16 protein-coding genes are annotated in these 18,569 nt (G+C 55.7%); 12 read left to right on the forward strand and 4 right to left on the reverse strand.

The annotated features are described in order from the left end of the window. The first annotated feature begins 109 nt into the window (after window positions 1–109). The 10 genes from JZX88_RS14035 to JZX88_RS14080 all read left to right on the forward strand — a co-directional run bounded on the left by JZX88_RS14035 (window position 110) and on the right by JZX88_RS14080 (window position 9,546). Complete coding sequence (locus tag JZX88_RS14035) at window positions 110–934, forward strand: ABC transporter ATP-binding protein (protein ID WP_246753481.1); 825 nt, start codon at window positions 110–112, stop codon at window positions 932–934. Beyond that, window positions 931–1,974, forward strand: a complete 1,044-nt coding sequence (locus tag JZX88_RS14040) for an iron ABC transporter permease (protein ID WP_206913936.1) — start codon at window positions 931–933, stop codon at window positions 1,972–1,974. Before JZX88_RS14035 ends, JZX88_RS14040 begins: the two co-directional genes overlap by 4 nt. Further along, window positions 1,971–3,011, forward strand: coding sequence for an iron ABC transporter permease (locus JZX88_RS14045; RefSeq protein WP_206913937.1), 1,041 nt, complete (start codon window positions 1,971–1,973; stop codon window positions 3,009–3,011). The genes JZX88_RS14040 and JZX88_RS14045 overlap by 4 nt, the downstream gene beginning before the upstream one ends. 7 nt (window positions 3,012–3,018) lie before the next feature. Continuing rightward, window positions 3,019–3,981 carry an ABC transporter substrate-binding protein gene (locus JZX88_RS14050; protein WP_206913938.1) on the forward strand — a complete coding sequence of 321 codons (963 nt, stop codon included), beginning with the start codon at window positions 3,019–3,021 and terminating at the stop codon, window positions 3,979–3,981. Between the two features lie 98 nt (window positions 3,982–4,079). Then, window positions 4,080–4,976, forward strand: coding sequence for a MurR/RpiR family transcriptional regulator (locus JZX88_RS14055; RefSeq protein WP_110759671.1), 897 nt, complete (start codon window positions 4,080–4,082; stop codon window positions 4,974–4,976). 191 nt (window positions 4,977–5,167) lie between these two features. Beyond that, a complete protein-coding gene (gene rfbC / locus JZX88_RS14060) occupies window positions 5,168–5,737 on the forward strand; it encodes a dTDP-4-dehydrorhamnose 3,5-epimerase (RefSeq protein ID WP_206913939.1) in 570 nt (189 codons plus the stop codon). Window positions 5,738–5,739: 2 nt separating this feature from the next. After that, complete coding sequence (gene rfbB, locus JZX88_RS14065) at window positions 5,740–6,795, forward strand: dTDP-glucose 4,6-dehydratase (protein ID WP_206913940.1); 1,056 nt, start codon at window positions 5,740–5,742, stop codon at window positions 6,793–6,795. A 4-nt stretch (window positions 6,796–6,799) separates the two neighbouring features. Continuing rightward, entirely contained in the window at window positions 6,800–7,693 is an 894-nt protein-coding gene (gene rfbD / locus JZX88_RS14070; RefSeq protein ID WP_206913941.1) for a dTDP-4-dehydrorhamnose reductase, read from the forward strand. Beyond that, complete coding sequence (rfbA, locus tag JZX88_RS14075) at window positions 7,690–8,556, forward strand: glucose-1-phosphate thymidylyltransferase RfbA (RefSeq protein WP_065116926.1); 867 nt, start codon at window positions 7,690–7,692, stop codon at window positions 8,554–8,556. Before rfbD ends, rfbA begins: the two co-directional genes overlap by 4 nt. A gap of 126 nt (window positions 8,557–8,682) precedes the next feature. Next, window positions 8,683–9,546: a glycosyltransferase family 2 protein gene (locus JZX88_RS14080; RefSeq protein WP_206913942.1), complete on the forward strand. Its 864-nt coding sequence runs from the start codon at window positions 8,683–8,685 to the stop codon at window positions 9,544–9,546. 9 nt (window positions 9,547–9,555) lie between these two features. On the opposite strand, the gene JZX88_RS14085 is transcribed toward JZX88_RS14080, so the two are convergent. Continuing rightward, complete coding sequence (locus tag JZX88_RS14085; protein WP_206913943.1) at window positions 9,556–10,470, reverse strand: NAD-dependent epimerase/dehydratase family protein; 915 nt, start codon at window positions 10,468–10,470, stop codon at window positions 9,556–9,558. Window positions 10,471–10,500: 30 nt separating this feature from the next. Further along, complete coding sequence (locus tag JZX88_RS14090) at window positions 10,501–13,551, reverse strand: glycosyltransferase (protein ID WP_206913944.1); 3,051 nt, start codon at window positions 13,549–13,551, stop codon at window positions 10,501–10,503. 541 nt (window positions 13,552–14,092) lie between these two features. On the opposite strand from JZX88_RS14090, the gene JZX88_RS14095 reads away from it, so the two are divergent. Then, a complete protein-coding gene (locus JZX88_RS14095; RefSeq protein ID WP_206913945.1) occupies window positions 14,093–15,856 on the forward strand; it encodes an ABC transporter ATP-binding protein in 1,764 nt (587 codons plus the stop codon). Window positions 15,857–15,936: 80 nt separating this feature from the next. Here the strand turns inward: JZX88_RS14095 and JZX88_RS14100 are convergent, their stop codons facing one another. Both JZX88_RS14100 and JZX88_RS14105 read right to left on the reverse strand, forming a co-directional pair. Beyond that, window positions 15,937–16,707: an IclR family transcriptional regulator gene (locus tag JZX88_RS14100; RefSeq protein WP_206913946.1), complete on the reverse strand. Its 771-nt coding sequence runs from the start codon at window positions 16,705–16,707 to the stop codon at window positions 15,937–15,939. A 114-nt stretch (window positions 16,708–16,821) separates the two neighbouring features. Beyond that, on the reverse strand, window positions 16,822–17,631 hold the full coding sequence (locus JZX88_RS14105) for an ABC transporter ATP-binding protein (RefSeq protein WP_206913947.1): 810 nt from the start codon (window positions 17,629–17,631) through the stop codon (window positions 16,822–16,824). Window positions 17,632–17,759: 128 nt separating this feature from the next. Between JZX88_RS14105 and JZX88_RS14110 the strand changes: the two genes are divergently transcribed. Then, window positions 17,760–18,563: an ABC transporter permease gene (locus tag JZX88_RS14110; protein WP_065116932.1), complete on the forward strand. Its 804-nt coding sequence runs from the start codon at window positions 17,760–17,762 to the stop codon at window positions 18,561–18,563. Window positions 18,564–18,569 lie beyond the last annotated feature (6 nt).

The following is an 18,569-nucleotide window of genomic DNA, read 5'->3' on the forward strand; positions in this document are numbered from 1 at the left end:
CCGCTTTCCCGGCAAATCGACCCGTAAAAACCGCTTTTTCGCGGCCCATATACTTGACTACTACAGTCATCAATAATTCTGGTGGCGGTTCATTCGAACGGGGACGATCTTGAGCAGCGGCGACACATTTCCAGGTACGGACACAAGGCTCGCGGCGCAGGCCGTCGAGCTTGCCTATGGCGACCGGCCCGCACTGACGGAGATGTCGCTCGATATCGTACCGAACCGTTTCACCGTCCTGCTCGGCCCGAACGGCTCGGGAAAATCCACGCTTCTTTCCGCACTCGCCCGCCTGCACAGGCCGACCCGTGGCCATATCCTTCTCGACGGCCGCGACATCTTCCGCCACCCGACACGGGATGTGGCAAGGCGGCTCGGCATGTTGGCGCAGCAGAACCACACACCGGAGGGGCTTTCGGTTTTCGATCTCGTCGCCCGCGGCCGCTATCCCCATCAGGGTTTTCTGAAACAATGGAGTAGTGACGACGCCCGCGCGGTGGAGCAGGCATTGTTCGTGACCGGCATGTCCGAACTGGCGGAAAGACCGGTCGACAGCCTTTCCGGCGGTCAGCGGCAGCGCGCCTGGATTGCCATGGCGCTGGCGCAGCAGACGGATATCATTCTGCTGGACGAACCCACGACCTATCTGGATCTGCACCACCAGATAGAGGTGCTGGACATGCTGGCCGGTCTCGTCACGCACCATAACCGCACGATCGTGGCGGTGCTGCATGACATCAATCTTGCCCTGCAATATGCGGACCACCTGATCTTCCTGAAGGATGGCCGGCTGCGGCACCGGCTGGAGACGGCCGCAGCCTGTGATGCCGAAATCATCGCGGATGTGTTCGACATGCGTGTCACCCAGCTTACACATCCGACAACGGCCCGGCCGGTGTTTCTTCCCCTGCCCGGACGGACCGGCGCGGCATGATACCCGGCACCGCAAACAATACCCTGCCGACCTTGCAGATGCGGGCCTATGGCCGTGCACTTTCGGCAGCGCTTTGCCTGCTGCTGGCGATACTGCTTCTGACACTGGCACATATTGCCACCGGCCCGCGCCCGGTCGCACCCCATGTCCTGCATGACCTGATATTTTCCTACGATGCCCGCAATTTCGACCAGCAGGTCTTGCTGCGACTGCGCCTTCCACGCCTGCTGGCGGCGCTGCAGGCCGGCGCTTGCCTTGGGGTGGCCGGGCTTCTGCTGCAGACACTGCTGCGAAACCCGCTCGGCGAACCGCATATTCTCGGCCTGAACGCCGGCGCAAGCCTTGCCGTCGTCGCAGCCACGGTCACACCGCTCGGGCTGATCGCCACGCCAGCCCTGCGGCCATTGCTGGCGGCCACGGGAGCGGGCGTCAGTTTCTCCCTCGTTCTTCTCCTCGCCTCGTCCGGACGACAGGGACTGACACCCGCAAAACTCATCTTTTGCGGCATAGCGCTTTCCACGCTTGCGGGAACGCTGACCTCCGCCATTCTCATACTCAATGAAGAAACATTGCAGCAGATGCGCTTCTGGCTGGTGGGCGACACGGCCGGTGTTTCGATGACAATAGTAGCGGCGGCCCTGCCTGCAGCCGGCATCGCACTTATCCTTGCCATTGCCGTGGCTCCGCAGCTCGATCTCCTGACGCTCGGCGATAGCGCCGCTGCAGCCCTTGGCGTATCCGTCCGCGCAACCCGGTTACTGGCGCTCGCCTCCATCTCGCTGTTTTGCGGCGCGGCCATCGCCACCGTCGGTCCGATCGGTTTTGTCGGGCTTGTGGTGCCGCCGCTCGTCGCGCGTCTCAGGATCGGGCGGCTTCTGCTGGCCATTCCACTTGCGGCGCTCGGCGGCGCGGCCCTGCTGATCGCCGCCGACCTTGCCGCCCGGCTGATCCTCCTGCCGAAGGAACTGCCGACGGGTGCGATGACCGGCCTTGTAGGCGCACCGATCTTTCTCTGGCTGGTGCGCAGGGTGCTGAAATGAACCGTTATCAGGTCGTCCGACTGGGGCGCTTTTCCGTCCGCTTCATGCCTTCGCGGCTCACCATTCTGCTGGCACTTTTCCTCTGCCTGATGCTTGTCGCCCTGTGGTCGCTCACCGCCGGCAGCCAGCATATCCCCGCCTCGGCCCTGTGGTCGCTTGTGATCGCAACCAACACCGATCCCGTCATGACCGACGCAGCCGTGGTTCTCGACTTCCGGCTGTCGCGACTGGCGCTTGCGATGGTGGCCGGCGCCATGCTCGGCATTGCCGGCGCCATCATGCAGGCCACGACCCGTAACGGTCTTGCCGATCCCGGCCTGCTCGGCGTGCGAGAAGGCGCATCGCTTGCCGTGCTGGGCTGCGCGTTCCTGCTGCCCGCCCTGCCGGTGGTGTTGCGCCCCGCTGCTGGCATCGCAGGGGGGATGGCGAGTGCCGCGTTCATTTTCAGCCTTTCCGGCCCGACCTCGCGCCTGCGCTTCGTGCTGACCGGCATCGGCTTTTCATGGTTCTTGTCAGCTTTGCTGCTTATCCTTATGGCATCGCTTGATATTCGCAACCTGCAAACAGCGATGATCTGGATGGCGGGAAACCTGCAGGGGGCAAACTGGACCGCGGTTCGGATTCTGGGCGCTATCCTCATTCTCGCCATTGGCCTCCTGCTTCTGGTCGCCCGCAGCGCCGATGCACAGGCACTCGGCGACAATGCCGCAGCCGCACTTGGTGTCTTGACACGCCCGCTTTCCGCGCTGCAGGTCACGCTTGCGGTCATCCTCACAGCGTCCTGTGTTTCCTTCACCGGCAGTATCGGCTTTGTTGGCCTGCTTGGCCCGCATATCACCCGGCTTTTATTGCCTGGCAGCTCCTATGCCGGATTGGTCGTCGGGGCGGGACTGACGGGCGCAACGCTGGTGGCATCCGCTGACACCCTTGCCCGCACCGCCTTTTCACCGCTGGAGCTGCCGACCGGAATCGTTCTTTCCGCCATCGGCGCGCCCACCCTTCTCGTCCTCCTCTGGTTTCACCGGCATCGCCTATAGGTCTTCCATGCGCAAACCACTTCTCGTCCTTCTTTCAGTCGCCGGGCTATTTACCGCCCCAACCATGGTCCATGCAGACGAAATCACCCGGACTTTTACCGACGATCTCGGCCGGAATGTTTCCATTCCCGCAAAACCGAAACGCATCGTGACCTTGCACGATATCGACCTCACCATACCGCTGATCGAACTTGGCGTGATGCCGGTGGGCAGCCACGGCCGCATGGGTGCGAACGGCAAACCCTATCTACGCTCCAGCGCGATCCTGACAGGGATCGACTTCGACAATAGCGACATCGCCTATATCGGCTCCATCAATGCCGATCTGGAAGCGATCGTCGCCCTCAAGCCCGACCTGATCCTCACCGAACCCGACCGCCCGACCGCCATCGAAAAACTGGAACGGATCGCCCCCACCGTCGCCATCGACAATACCAGGGATGGTGCGCCGCATATCTACAAAGTGCTTGCCGAACTGACCGGCACGGAACAGCGCCTCGCCATTCTGGACCGGCGCTACCAGGCGCAGATCGAGGCGCTGAAGGCTTCGGTCGATACCGGCACCATCACGGTTTCGGTGTTCCAGCCACTCAACGGCAAGATCAGCGTCTACCACACCTATCGGGCGCTGGGGCGCGTGCTGCGCGATGCGGGCTTCCGTTTCCCGGCCATCATCGACGACATACCGCAAGGCGATCGCATCGAAATCAGCGCCGAGCGGCTGCCGGAACTCGATGCCGATATCATCTTCGATCCCTATCGTTCCGATACAGGCGCTTCGCCGCAGGCGGAAATCGACATGATGGAAGCCGTGATGCCCGGCTTCTGCAGTTTCCTCAAGGCCTGCCGCGAGGGCCGTTACATTCTCCTGCCACGCGAGGAAGCAATTTCCAATTCCTATGCCGCGCTCAGCCTCATGATCTCCGCCGTCCAGTCACATTTGACCGCGCGGCCAGCAACAAGAGATTAAAGGAACAGGACCGACGCCAACAAAAGCGCTTGCCTCCAGGCTTCGCACACTGCTAATCCGAGAAGAAGAGTATGAAACTCACCTTCACGGAAATACCCATGGCGGCTGGCGAAACGCAGACTTCAAGGCTTCGGCGCATCGACCGGTTCGGCGATCAATTGCGCAAGCGCCGTGATCGCCTGTCACCCGGCCTGCTTGCCGTTGCCGAATATATTGATGGCCATCGCCATGCAGTCCTCGGTAAATCGGCGCTGGAAATCGGTTTCGAGACCAATACGTCAGATGCGACCGTCATCCGCGCCATCCAGGCACTCGGTTTTCAGGGGCTGGTCGATCTGAAGGAGACGCTGGAAGCCTATCTCGGCGTGACGGACTCGCCGGTGGAAAAGATGGCGGCCACGACCAAATCGATGTCGGGCAATTCGGATGCCGCCATCGACTTCGTTCTTGAAAACCAGAAAAACACACTGGAAATGCTCGCCAACGCGGAAAACCGAGAAGCCATGGCCGCCGCCGTGCGGCTTCTTTCGCAAGCCCGCGGCATCGGCGTGCTCGGCATCGGCGCCTCCGGCATCATCGCCACCTATGCGGCGAGGTTGTTCCAGCGCTCGGGCGTCCGCTCCTATGCGCTCAATGCGACAGGCATCACGCTCGCCGAACAGCTGCTCGATCTTGAAAACGGTCACGTCCTCATCATGCTGCTGCACGGCCGCGCCCACCGCGAAGCCCAGACCGCCATCGCCGAGGCAGGCCGTCTCGACATCCCCATCATCATGCTGCTTGGCCAAGAAGACAGCGTTCTCAAGAAACACGCCACCGCCTGCCTCTTCCTGCCCCGCGCCAAAAACGAGGGCGTGGCGCTGCACGCCCCTTCCCTGATCGCGATGGAAACCCTCGCACTCGCCCTCTCCGGCGCCCGACCGGACCGGAGCCTGGAAACCCTGGAGCGGCTGGTGGAGCTGAGAACGTCGATCAGGCCGCATAAGCGGGTGTAGCTTTTGGAGTTCTTCCGGACACGCCGTCGCCCTCCAGAAATGAAAAACAGGCAGTAAGCCAACAATCTTTCTACATGTTGTTCGATGGAGATTCCGTCGCTCTTGTGTGAGCCATCAATAAAGCGTTATTGACTGTCCCTACCGATAAAGCCATATCACCCTGAGTAGGCAGACCAGACAGGATCCGCATAGTGCAACTAGAAACATTCTCGATACCAGGCTTGAAAAAGATAATCCCGGCCCGTTTCGGCGACAGCAGGGGTTACTTTAGCGAGGTTTTCAAGAGGGAATGGTTTCGCGAAAATGTAGCGGATGTAGAGTTCGTGCAAGACAATGAATCCCTCTCCGCACAGGCCGGAACCGTCCGAGGGCTTCATTTTCAGACAGAGCCTTTTGCACAGGGCAAGCTCGTTCGCTGTATTCGGGGAAGGCTGCTGGATGTTGCTGTGGATATCAGGACGGGCTCACCCACCTTCGGACAATGGGCCGCTGTCGAGCTCTCGCCCGAAAATGGCGAGCAGCTATGGGTTCCGGCGGGATTTGCGCACGGTTTCATGACGCTCACTGACGACACGGTCATCGCATACAAGGTGACGGCCCCCTACAGTGCAGCCAACGACCGCGGCGTTAAATGGGACGACGTTGCCATAGGGATCAATTGGCCGAATCTGGAGGGATGTATCCTTTCCGACAAGGATGCCAAGCAGCCGCTTCTGTCCGAATTGCCTGAATATTTCACTTACCAAAACACTGGGAACTGATGATGCGCGTTCTTGTTACCGGCGGTGCCGGATTTATCGGCTCGGCTCTCGTACGTTATCTCGTAAGCGAAGTTGGCGCGGATGTTCTCACTGTCGACAAGCTGACATATGCGGGAAATCTGGCTTCCCTCAAACCAATCGAAAATGCACCCAATCACCGCTTCCTTCAGGCCGATATATGTGACCGGACGGCGATGAGTGAGGCATTCGCGACATTCCAGCCGGATTACGTGATGCATCTGGCCGCCGAGAGCCATGTCGACCGCTCCATAACCGGCGCCGCTGATTTTATTCAAACCAATATCAACGGCACTTTCACGATGCTGGAGGCAGCACGGCAATATTGGAGTAGCCTTGCGGAGGACGCGAAGGCGAATTTCCGCATGCTGCATGTTTCAACAGATGAGGTTTACGGCTCTCTCGGGGATGATGGTCTTTTCGAGGAAACAACGCCTTACGACCCGTCGTCGCCATATTCCGCTTCGAAGGCCGCCAGCGATCATCTCGCCACAGCTTGGCAACGCACCTATGGCCTTCCGGTTGTGATTTCCAACTGCTCCAACAATTACGGACCATTCCATTTCCCGGAAAAGCTCATTCCGCTGATCATTCTCAATGCACTGGAAGGCAAACCGTTGCCGGTCTACGGAAACGGCGCGAACATCCGCGACTGGCTTTATGTGGAAGACCATGCTCGCGCCCTGTGGCTTATCGTTCAAAAGGGCCTCGTCGGCGAGAAGTACAATGTCGGTGGCAGGAACGAGCAGAAGAATATCGATGTGGTGAACTGCATCTGCTCCATTCTCGACGAGTTGCGCCCGCAACCTAAGCCCTATGCCGAGCTCATCAAATATGTGACGGATCGTCCCGGCCACGATGCCCGCTATGCCATCGATGCGACCAAGCTCGAAACCGAACTCGGCTGGAAAGCGCAGGAAAATTTCGCCACTGGCATCCGCAAGACCGTGGAATGGTATCTCGACAATGCGTGGTGGTGGCAGCCGCTGCGCGAGGGTGTGTACTCCGGAGAGCGCCTCGGCGTTCTGACGAAAGGCTGATTGAATGCGGCTGGCGGTTACCGGCAAAAATGGACAAGTCGTCAGCGCCCTTCGGAAGTTGGCGCCTGCCGATCTTGAAATCGTGACCTTGGGAAGACCCGAACTCGATCTCGCGCAGCCGGAAACTGTGTCGCAAGCGCTGCATGAGGCAAAGCCCGATGCCTTGGTTTCCGCCGCAGCCTATACAGCGGTGGACAAGGCGGAAAGCGAAAAGGACATTGCCTTCTCCATCAATCGTGATGGCGCAGCGGCCTTAGCAAAGACCGCACATGATCTGGGAATCCCGATCATTCATCTATCAACTGATTATGTTTTTGACGGCGATAAAACCACGGCATATGTTGAAAGCGACCCTCCCGGCCCTCGCTCCGTCTACGGCCAATCGAAACTAGAAGGCGAGAAGGCCGTCGCCGCGGCGACTGGCAATCATGTGATTCTGCGAACCGCATGGGTCTATTCAGAGTACGGCAACAACTTCGTGAAAACCATGCTTCGGCTGGGAGAAAGCCGTGACGAGATTAATGTGGTAGCGGACCAGTTCGGGTGCCCTACCTCCGCAAATGACATTGCCGAAGCCACAATCAAGATAGCGCGACGGCTTTCACAGGATTCCTCAATCCGCCTCCGCGGTATTTTTCATCTGGCCGGTGCAGGTGAAACCAACTGGGCGAACTTCGCAAGGAAGGTATTTGCGTTTTCTGCCGAAAATGGCGGGAAGCCGGTTGTCGTCACCGATATCACGACGGCGGAATACCCCACCGCCGCCCGAAGACCTGTGAACTCCCGGCTTGATTGCAGCAAGCTGGACGAGGTTTATGGAATAAGACTGCCGGACTGGCAAAAATCAACGCGCGCGGTCGTTTCCACCTTGGCGCAGATCAAAAAGGAACAACCATGAAGGGCATCATTCTGGCCGGCGGCAGCGGCACGCGCCTGCATCCCATGACACTGGCAGTCTCGAAGCAGATCCTGCCGGTCTATGACAAGCCGATGATCTATTATCCGCTTACGACGCTGATGCTCGCGGGAATTCGTGAAATCCTGATCATTTCAACCCCGCATGACATGCCGCTCTTCCAGAACCTTCTTGGTGACGGATCGAAATGGGGGCTTTCGATTGACTATGCGGTTCAGCCCAGCCCCGATGGACTAGCGCAGGCCTATATGATCGGTGCGGATTTCGTGGCTGGTTCGCCATCCTGCCTCATCCTGGGTGATAATATATATTATGGCCACGGATTGCCGCAGCTTCTGCAAGCCGGCACAAGCGTTAACGATGGCGCCACGGTTTTCGCATATCATGTGAATGATCCGGAACGGTATGGCGTAGTTGATTTCGATAGTGAAATGCGCGCGATGTCGATCGAAGAGAAGCCTCTGAAGCCAAGGTCCAACTGGGCGGTAACCGGCCTTTATTTTTATGATGCAGATGTTGTCGACATCGCTGCCAATCTCAAACCTTCCGCACGTGGCGAATATGAGATCACGGATGTAAACCGAACTTATCTTGAGCGCGGCAAACTTAAAGTATCGATTATGGGAAGAGGTTATGCATGGTTAGATACGGGCACGCCGGAAAGTCTCCTCGAGGCCGGTGAATTCGTGCGGACACTGGAAAAAAGACAGGGCTTCAAAATTGCGTGTCCGGAAGAAATTGCCCTGAGCAAGGGCTTCATCACGAAATCCGAGTTCTCAGCACTCGCAGAAAATGCCGGCAAAGGTGACTATGGCGTTTATCTTAGGAGACTCGCCTCCTCGTAAATGCGCCTGAATATGCTTCCGATTCAAGTGAAGTAAAGCGAACCGCATTACCGCCCTCTGCTACAGCAGCTCATCAAAATGTGCCGAGTCGATGCAGGATGGCGCGCCTGATCTCTGGAGTCAAAAATGGCTAGTTTGTCGCTCTCGGATGTAACGGTAATCTCTGTTTGTTATAAGAGTGATGCGCTCATAGCAGACATGATCGCGTCTGTCCCCGAAGAGTCACCAATAGTTCTCGTCGACAACGGAAAAACGAATAGTTTTGCGGACCTCCCTTCCCGTAGAAACATCAAGACTGTTCAGTTGGAGGACAATCAGGGCTTCGGCCGCGGCTGCAATGCGGGCGCGGCGGTTGCGCAGACACCGTGGATCCTGTTTTTAAACCCTGACGCCCGATTGACTGCAGGTGCTATTGAAGCGTTGCTGGAGGCTATCGATCGTCACCCGTCAGGCGTCGCATTTAATCCACGAATTTCCAACTCAGACGGAAGTGAATATTTCAAGCGACGGTCTTGGTTATTACCACGCAGCCGCTACATGAAAAAGGGCTGGCCCGCAGCGGATACCGTCGTTCCCGTTTTGAGCGGGGCTGCATTTTTTGTTTCAAAGCAAAAATTCGACCTGGTGAATGGCTTTGATCCAGTTATCTTTCTTTATCACGAAGACGATGACCTATCATTGCGTCTTGCAAAACTAGGGCAACTCGTATTTGCGCGCGATGCCCTTGTTTCCCATGCCGCGGGGCACTCATCGGGTCGATCTCCAGAAATCGCTCGGCTCAAAGCATTTCATATGGCGCAATCGAAAATTTATACTGGTATCAAGCACCAGCGGCCACTTCCAAGGCTTTCGACCTTCGCTCAAGCCCTAGCGCTGATCATGTCGCCCAGCGCTCTATTCTCAGCCCGCCGGCGGGCTAAGGCCGCCGGATTTCTCAAGGGTGCAGTCGAGGCTATCAAATCACCTATCATGAAGCGAACGAGCGTGTAATTGCAATGGCTATTCGTGTTCCTTCAACCACGACCAGACGCCGGCAATCCCTTCTCTCAAACCTATCTTTGGCTCCCAGTCAAAATCCATCCTTGCCCGCTCTATGTCGAGAACGGATACCGGAACGTCGAGGCTTCGATGAGGCTTATAGACTATTGGAATGGGATTACCCGTAATCTCCTGTACGATTTCCGCAATGTGGAGAACGGAAGTCCCTGTTCCGCTACCCCCATTGTAGACGCCGACCCTGTCACTGAGCAGCGCCGTAACACATAGGCCGCTAAGGTCTTTGACGTGAATATAGTCGCGAATCGTGGAGCCATCTCCCCATATCTCGATAGGCTGGTGTTTCAGGGCAAGGTTGAGATATGTGCCTATTATCCCCTGGACACCCAAGTTACCCTGATAAAGACCGTAAGGATTGGAAGCTCGGATCACAACAGGCCGTAAACCGGCCTTGGTCTCATAAAGTTTGAGATAGGATTCTATCGCAACCTTCACCACACCGTACGAACATATCGGATCAAGTATATGCCCCTCGGGAATTGGGACTTCCTGTGGCTTTCCGTAGACAGTCCCACCCGACGATAAATAGAGAATGCGGGTTACATTGCATGCTGCCATATCCTCAAGAAGGCTTAGGGTTCCGAGAAGATTCAGCTCAACATCCTTGCCAGGATCCTTATCGCCCGTGGACGGCACCGTCCCGCTGATGAGATGCGCCACGGCGCCGACATCCACCAAAAGCTCACGCATCAGCTGGCTATCAGCCAATTCTCCTGAAACATACTGTACGCCTGCCGGTAGCGGACGACCAGGAAGACGGCTTCTTCCCAGCACCTTCACCTCGTGTCCCGCAACTACCAAATCTTCGACAAGATGGTAGCCGATGAACCCACTGCCGCCGAGAACCAATATCTTCATAAAAAGCCTATCACCTTAATGCTGCCAAAGTCATTTCCTTGGGAGCACCGAACGATAATGATCGATGTACTCGCCAGCGAGCACATCAATATCATATGTCGCTCCAAGGATCTGCGCTTTCTCGCTAAAGCCGTCACGGACATCTTTCTCCAAGATTTCTTCCATGGCGTTGATCAATTCAGTGACAAATCGGTCATTATCACTGTCATTCGCGATTATGATTCCTGCTTGCTGGCCATCGATCTGTGACATTGCTTTGATCTCACCGACATCTGTCGACACGCAAGGGACCCCAACTTGAAGTGCCTGTATCAAGCATAGGGGATAAGATTCACCTGGAAAGCGTGTCGGTATCAGAGCGACGTCGCTGATACGGTAAAGACCATAGATTTCCTTAACAAAACCAAGGAAATGAATAGTCGGGTCCGTCGTTGCCAAGAGCTTGGCATCGTCCGTGGCTGGCCCTTCGCCCACCATAAGCATCGCCATTGGGACATCAGGTCGCCGCTCCCGCAATAAGCGATATGCCTTGACGGCCTCCACCCAGCCTTTGCCTTCAGCCCCTCGCGCAACAAGCGAAAATACGACGGCATCCTCTGCCACACCCAGCTGAGCACGCGTTTTGGGAAACGCTACTTCATCAACAGGCATCGCATTTTTAACTTTCACGAATTTTTCTTTGCCTATCTGCAGAGTATCGAACGGCCCCAGGTTTCGATCAGCAGTATAGGCGAATTTATCAATTTTCCTGCTCCAGCGGTCGATCCTACTCGTCGAAACATCCATCGCCTCATAGGAGCCGTGCAGTGTCGAAATAAAGGGAGCGGAAATGCCTTGTCCGTCGAGCAGGAACCCCTCAACGTTGGCAACATGCGAATGGACCACCGATATTCCTGCATTCGTGATGAAATTATCTATCCCCATGTCGCGAACCGCATTGGCTGTATAAACAGGGATACCAGGATCGAGCATACGCCGCACGTCTTTATGATCGTCCGCATCGTGCATCTGAAGAATGGAAACCATTACCCCCTTGCGGCGAAGTGCATTCGCGAGATGAATCGGAAATATTTCTCCACCGCCGAACGAAAAGCCCAAAATGCCGACCAAGACATGAATATGTTCACGCGGGACCGTGCTAAGGTTTTGGTAATTCACCAGTTTTTGAAATTCTTCAGTCTGAACTCCAGCACCTTTTGAGACGCTACGACAGACATCGATAAAGCGTTTGAGGGTACCATCTGGAATCTCCCATCGTTTCTTCAACGATGTCATCAGTCGCGCATATTCTTTATAATATTCTGGCTTCGATTGGGCGCTGCTACCGGATGTATTGCTATCGTGAATACGGAAATAGCTGACAGAACTGGGCTCGTATGCGATCTGTCCACCCGCTGCGATAGCCGAATAGAGGTACCAGTCGCCCATGATTTTGTAACTTCTGGCCTCTTCCCAGACCTGATCGGAAATCTCAAAACGCCGCCAGAGGCTTCCTCCGACGTTGGCAATCACATTTTTGACGCCAAAGCCGCCGCGAAACCACTCGGCTGCCGGACGAGTCAGGCGCGCTTCCCAGATCCCTGGCTCACTATCCTCACGGTAATGATCCAGCCCGGCAAAATACTCTCCCTGACTATTCGCAAATTGGATTCGCCCGAACGCCATCATCACGCTTGGGTCACGAAATGCATTGATCATTCTTTCAACGAAAGTCGGCTCGCAAAAATCGTCACTTTCGCAAATCCAGACCAAATCACCCTTCGCCAGCGAGTGACCCTTCTGCCATTGACGGAACACATTTCCGGAGTTCTCGGTATTATAGACAGCTCTGATACGCTCAGGGAAACGCTTGACATATGAGTCTATTACCGAACGACTGTCGTCACTGGAGCAATCATCAAGAACCAGAACATCGATAAGCGGATATGTCTGCGACAGAATGCTGTCCAGACGTTGGGGAAGATATCGCGCGTGGTTAAAGTTCGGCACGATCGCAGTCACCCTCACGCCGGTCTGGGCGCTAATACTGGAGCGGCTCGCCGCGATAATCCTGTTTGAAGCAATTCTCTGATAATAGTCGAGGCAGAACTGATCGACCTTGCGCGACAGCAACATCGGGTCACGCTTTTCAGCCGATTTCAGAAACCGTTTGCGTCTTCGAGTACTGAAGGCACTGACTTCCGACAAGGTGTACAACAAACGAGCATAAATCAAACGCTTCAGAAACTTTGTCAAAGAAGCCCGACTCATCCAGTTGTTGCGCTGAAGCGCATCAACTTTTCCCGAAATCTGATCAATATCCTTCATCAGGATTTCGGCCCAGTGAGCCTGTTCGAATTCGACACGTTTGAGGACTGGTTCGGACGCTTGAATATCCTGCGAAAAGACGCCGCTCATGCTCACATCATCGACCGGCCGATCCGACGCGACACCGATCATATACATCGGCGACTCGATACCTGCAGTAGTTGCGCCGTTTCCAGAGTCCGTTTCAAAAAACCGCGTAGCTTGGTTTTCAGATGCGATCATTGACCCAAAACCAATCTTCTGACCATGCATCGACACATGAGCAAAATATTGTCCCAGCAGCTCGTTAAATTCGGTCTTTAAAAGCTCCCTGACGTGAAAGGGATTAACCAGCCCAGTCGCGACAGTGTAGGCGTACTTTTCCGGAGTGGAAATGATCAATATTCCATCAGCGCGCAGAACGCGCTTGATCTCCTCCATAAAGCGATCATGGGCCTCGATGTGTTCAAGCGTTTCAAAGGAAATGACGACATCCACCGAAGCCGACGGCAAGGGAATGTCTTCACATGATCCAACCTTGAAGGAAATATTATCGGCTTTGTACTTCGACTGTGCGTGACGGACCGCTTCGTCTGAAATATCCACGCCAATCACGGACCGGGCAGTTTCCGCAAGAAGTGCTGTACCGAAACCTTCACCGCCTGCGATATCGAGAACGTCTTTGCCTTTGACAAAATTTTTCGCCAAATGATACCGGTGCATATGCTCAAGGTAAATATTCCCACCAATTGTGGGTAGATAGCGTTCGCCGGTGAAATCAAGATCGTCGGTCATATTTTTCCTCGGCAAAATGCGTAGCTGATTATGTTTTGAGGCGGATATCCTATTCTCAGGCTCAAGTCGAGACAATGATCCAGCCACTAAAAACCAATGGCTTTATACGATGTGATGACTCGGACGTTCCGACGAGGCGCTTACTTCCCGACGCCTACGTCAACTGCTAGACACCTCAAGAATGTGTTTCGGCATGGAATATTGACCCCTCTGGCGGGGGGGGGGGGGATGATCGCGCACATCCCGCGAGCAGGGCCAACGCGCCGATATTGACAGACAGAATGAGGAAGACTATTTCCTAGCCGCTAATGTAGGCCACACATGGATTCGAATGGAGGCTTTTCGTCCTCGCAAACGCAAGTCGTTGCCGGACTATCTTGATCCGTGTTCCGTACATCTCCGTACAGCACGGATTGATGATGTAACAAGGTGAATACGAGTGACATGCTGACTAGGTGACACTACAATTGCCTTTGCCATGGGGCGGTGAGCAGGTCTTGCTTTGGAACGTTATTTATCTTGAATTCGCAAGGATATTGCAGTGATCGGATCATTTTTGTCGCCAGACGACAAAAAGCTGTTAACGCGGCTATTTAAGGAAAACTTCAAAAAACACGTTGGCTGGTATTCTGCGGCAATAGCAGCGATGCTCGTTGTCGCTGGTATGACATCTCTCAGCGCGTGGATAATGCGTGATATCGTCAACAGCGTCTATCTGAAGCAAGGTTTCGATGTCGTCCTTGAGATTGCGTTTGCAGTGGCAGCTATCTTCATAGTGAAGGGCCTCGCTACCTTCGTGCAGAGCTACTATCTCAGCAAAGCTGGCAACAGCATCGTCGCCGAGCAGCAACGCAAGATTTACGATCGACTTCTGAAGCAGGGCGTGTCCTTTTTCCAAAACCTCCCATCTTCCGAACTGCTCGTTCGCGTCACCTACAACGCCCAAGCTGCCCGCAGCGTCATCGACACGATCGTCACATCCTTCGTCCGCGACCTCTTCTCCCTCCTCGGCTTGATCATCGTGATGTTTGCCCAGAATTTCCTTCTGAGCGCGATTTCAATGATTATCGGTCCGTTAGCAATCTTCAGCGTTCGTCTCGTGCTGCGGCGCGTCCGAAAGATCATGGAGGCGGAACTTGCTTCGTTGGGCGAAATCGTCAACGTCGTCCAGGAAACCAGCATCGGCGTGCGAGTCATAAAGGCTTTTTCCCTGGAAAAGCTGATGGCACAACGCATGAACAAAGCGGTTTCCGATGTCGAGCAGCGGGCCAATGGCATAGCCAGACTGGAAGCCGCGACCAGCCCAATCATGGAGACCCTGTCTGGCCTTGCTATCGCTGTGGTAATTGCAGTTTCAGGTTACACCGTACTCGAAAAAGGCGGTTCCCCCGGCGATCTGATGGCCTTCATTACAGCCCTTCTCCTTGCCTACGAGCCTGCCAAACGACTTGCGCGCATGCGCGTGCAGATTGAGGGCGGGATGATCGGCGTGCGCATGATGTTCGAGGTGCTGGACGCCCCGCTAACGCTAACCGAAAAGAAGGATGCAGTCCCGCTTCCCAAAGCAAGCGGCGATGTCGAGCTTAAGAATGTCAGCTTCGAGTACGTGCCCGGCCAGCCTGTTCTCAAGGACATCAGCGTCCTCTTCGAAGGCGGTAAGATGACGGCGCTGGTTGGCCCCTCAGGCAGTGGCAAGTCGACGATCATCAACCTCATGATGCGTCTTTACGATCCACAGAACGGCTCCGTTGAAATCAACGGCATGAATCTGCGCGATGTTTCCTTTGCAAGCCTGCGCGAACATGTTTCTTACGTCGGTCAAGAAACATTCCTGTTCTCCGGGACGATCAAGCACAACATTTCCGTCGGCCGCGATAACGCGACAGAGGAAGAGATCATTGCGGCAGCAAAGGCTGCGAATGCGCATGATTTCATCATGAAGATGCAGGACGGATACAACACTAGGCTGGGCGAGAACGGCTCTGGCCTGTCGGGCGGCCAGCGCCAACGTGTGGCAATTGCGCGCGCAATGCTTCGGGACGCGGATATCCTGATCCTCGATGAAGCGACCAGTGCACTGGATTCCGAATCCGAGGCTCTCGTGCGTGATGCGCTGGAACGCCTGACGCTCAACAAGACATCCATCGTCATCGCCCATCGCCTTTCCACAATCAACCGCGCCGACAAGATCGTCGTCATGGACAATGGTGAAGTGGCCGAACAGGGAAGCCGGCGTGAATTGCTGGCGAATGACGGTCTTTACAAGCGGCTTCACAGCATCCAATTCGACGCAGACGTCGCTTGACACCAAAATAAAACGGGCGGCCATCGCCGCCCGAATTTTTTTTCAGCGGCCCATATTTGAGCGGAGAAGAGCCAACTTGGCTACCAGGCGATTTCCATGTCGCTTGCGGCCCTCGCCAGGAGTGGCAATATCTCCGCCACGCGCTCATCCGTGAGACGCGTTAGCGGTGCCGCAACACTCATGGTTCCGACGACCTCATTCCCTTGGCGGATGGCGACAGCAATTGCTCCCACTCCCTCCTCGGCCTCGCCAACTGCACGGCCGTAGCCGAGACCTGCAACGGCATCGAGCTCCCTATTGAGCGCCTCGATTGTGTTGATAGCGTTAGCGGCCTGCTGGCCGGGCTGGCCTAACCCTGCTTCGAGTGCGACCCTGAGCGCCCTCTCCCGTTCAAGGCTCGCAAGCCATATTTTACCATTTGCCGTCGCATAAGGCACGATGCCGGCGCTCATATCGGGTTCGAACACGAGGCCCGAGCGGCGGCCGCGGGCGGAGCCGACCCAGACGAGCGTATTGTTCTGCACAGCCGTCAAGCGAACAAGCTCGCGCGTGCGCTCCGCCAGTGCATTGAGGATCGGTTGGCGCAGATCCGAGACCTGCAGCCGCGTCAACTGTTTCTGGCCCACCAACGCCATGCGCATGGTCAGCGCGTAACAATCGCTCTCAGGACTCTGCCACGCCCACCCATTCTCTATTAGGGAGGCAAGGATGCGGTGGCATGCACTTTTTGGTATATCGAGTTGATGAGCGACATCGGATAGCTTGAGCGGTTCCTCGGCCAAGGCGAGGAGCTCCAGCATGGCGATCGTCCGCTCGACGCCGCCGCTTGGTACATTGATCGTCCTGTCCATTTCATTCTCCAGTCGCATATGCCTCGCCAATTTTCATCAAAAGGCGATGCCTCATTAAGAAGATACGGGGCCATTCTCCCGTCGTTCAACGGCTGGACAAAAGGCCCCATCGTGTCAGACATGGCGTTGCAAAATTCCACGTGACAGAAAAATCTCGGTAATTTCTTCGGATTTTTCGATGAATTCCGGCTCGCGACGTGCCGCCAGACCCCTCGGCCGCGGCATGTCAATCATCAACATCCTCTCGATCCGTCCGGGCCTCGGGGTCATGACAATGACGCGATCCGCAAGAAGAACGGCTTCATCGATGGAATGGGTGATGAAGACCACCGTCATCCGGTTCTTCAACCAAAGCGCTTCCAGATCGATACGCATCTGTTCACGTGTCAGCGCGTCCAGTGCCCCGAAAGGCTCGTCCATCAACAGCAGACGCGGCTGAAGCAGCAAAGCACGGGCGATTGATGCGCGCTGTTTCATCCCGCCTGAGAGTTCGTGCGGATATCTGTCGGCGAACTCCTTCAATCCGACGGATTCGAGAAGCGCCAGCGCGTGCGGTCGCAGCTCTTCCCGATTCCGTCCGGTCATTTCGGCAGGGAACAGCACATTATCGATGATCGTTCGCCAGGCGAGAAGCACATGGTTTTGAAAAACGATACTCATTCCAGGTGGCGGCTCCTTGGAGACATCGCCAAAAACAGAAATCTGGCCGGTGCTGGCGTGAGAAAGGCGCGAGATCAGTCGCATCATCGTTGATTTGCCGCAACCCGACGGGCCGACGATCGCGACAAATTCGCCGTCACCAATAGTGAGGTCGAGCTTTTCCAACGCCACGATGGGCGCGTCCGGATGGCCAAAATATTTACTCACACCCTCCAGCAAAACCCCTGGCTCATAACCGGTCCTGTCTTTTTTCCTCTGCAACATACGTTCCTCCCGCTGTATTCCGTCTCCTGTCCCTTCCGAAATAGCACTTGACGAAACATCAGTCCATATGGAACATTGTTCCAATAATACAAAATTGCCCGTGATTGGCGGGCAATTCGGGAGGAAGCATGTTTTCGAAAGTCATTGGTGCCGTCAAAGGGCAGGCCCATACGGTTGGCAGCCTCGTGGGCGCAGGCATCGTCTGGGAGATCGCAGTACGCCTCCTGAGTGTTCCGGAATATATCCTGCCGACGCCGAGCAAGGTCTTTGCGGATCTTTATAATAACGTGCCTGTTGTGTTCACCGCATCGCTTTATACACTGCAGCCCATGGTGCTCGGTTTCCTCGTCGCCGTTGTGATGGGCACGCTGCTCGCACTGCTGGTCGTTTATTCCCGCGCATTCGAAGCGATATTTTATCCCCTGCTGGTGATCCTCCAGATCATCCCGAAGATCGCCATCGCACCGCTTTTCATCATCTGGGTCGGCTTCGGTCTGCCTTCGAAGATCCTGCTGGTTTTCCTGCTTTCCTTTTTTCCGATCGTCGTCAACTCTATCGTGGCGTTCAAATCCATCGAACCCGACGTCTACGATCTCGCCAAGAGCTATCGCGCCGGACGATTGAAGATTTTCTGGAAGGTTGAACTACCCGGTGCCCTGCCCTCGCTTTTCGCCGGCTTCAAGGTGGCTGCGGCACTGTCTGCGACGGCGGCCGTGGTGGCGGAGTTCGTCGCCTCCGACAATGGACTTGGCTACCTGCTGCTGAACTATAACGGCAACATGAACACCAGCATGACCTTCGCCGTCATCATCGTGCTCAGCCTTCTTGGCCTGCTTCTTTACGGCATCGTGGAACTGATCGAGCGCTTCGCGATCCCCTGGCACGTTTCTCAGCGCCGTGACGACTTTACCGTCGCGAAAAGCGCGACCTGAATTCGA

The sequence above is a fragment of the Agrobacterium sp. OT33 genome (assembly GCF_017313365.1).
GTDB classification, from domain to species: Bacteria; Pseudomonadota; Alphaproteobacteria; order Rhizobiales; family Rhizobiaceae; genus Agrobacterium; species Agrobacterium rhizogenes_A.

Coding starts and splice junctions, on each gene's coding strand:
- JZX88_RS14040 (WP_206913936.1), top strand. CDS start 931: ATGATACCCGGCACCGCAAACAATACCCTGCCGACCTTGCAGATGCGG.
- JZX88_RS14045 (WP_206913937.1), top strand. CDS start 1,971: ATGAACCGTTATCAGGTCGTCCGACTGGGGCGCTTTTCCGTCCGCTTC.
- JZX88_RS14050 (WP_206913938.1), top strand. CDS start 3,019: ATGCGCAAACCACTTCTCGTCCTTCTTTCAGTCGCCGGGCTATTTACC.
- JZX88_RS14055 (WP_110759671.1), top strand. CDS start 4,080: ATGGCGGCTGGCGAAACGCAGACTTCAAGGCTTCGGCGCATCGACCGG.
- rfbB (WP_206913940.1), top strand. CDS start 5,740: ATGCGCGTTCTTGTTACCGGCGGTGCCGGATTTATCGGCTCGGCTCTC.
- rfbD (WP_206913941.1), top strand. CDS start 6,800: ATGCGGCTGGCGGTTACCGGCAAAAATGGACAAGTCGTCAGCGCCCTT.
- rfbA (WP_065116926.1), top strand. CDS start 7,690: ATGAAGGGCATCATTCTGGCCGGCGGCAGCGGCACGCGCCTGCATCCC.
- JZX88_RS14080 (WP_206913942.1), top strand. CDS start 8,683: ATGGCTAGTTTGTCGCTCTCGGATGTAACGGTAATCTCTGTTTGTTAT.
- JZX88_RS14085 (WP_206913943.1), bottom strand. CDS start 10,470: ATGAAGATATTGGTTCTCGGCGGCAGTGGGTTCATCGGCTACCATCTT.
- JZX88_RS14090 (WP_206913944.1), bottom strand. CDS start 13,551: ATGACCGACGATCTTGATTTCACCGGCGAACGCTATCTACCCACAATT.
- JZX88_RS14100 (WP_206913946.1), bottom strand. CDS start 16,707: ATGGACAGGACGATCAATGTACCAAGCGGCGGCGTCGAGCGGACGATC.
- JZX88_RS14105 (WP_206913947.1), bottom strand. CDS start 17,631: ATGTTGCAGAGGAAAAAAGACAGGACCGGTTATGAGCCAGGGGTTTTG.
- JZX88_RS14110 (WP_065116932.1), top strand. CDS start 17,760: ATGTTTTCGAAAGTCATTGGTGCCGTCAAAGGGCAGGCCCATACGGTT.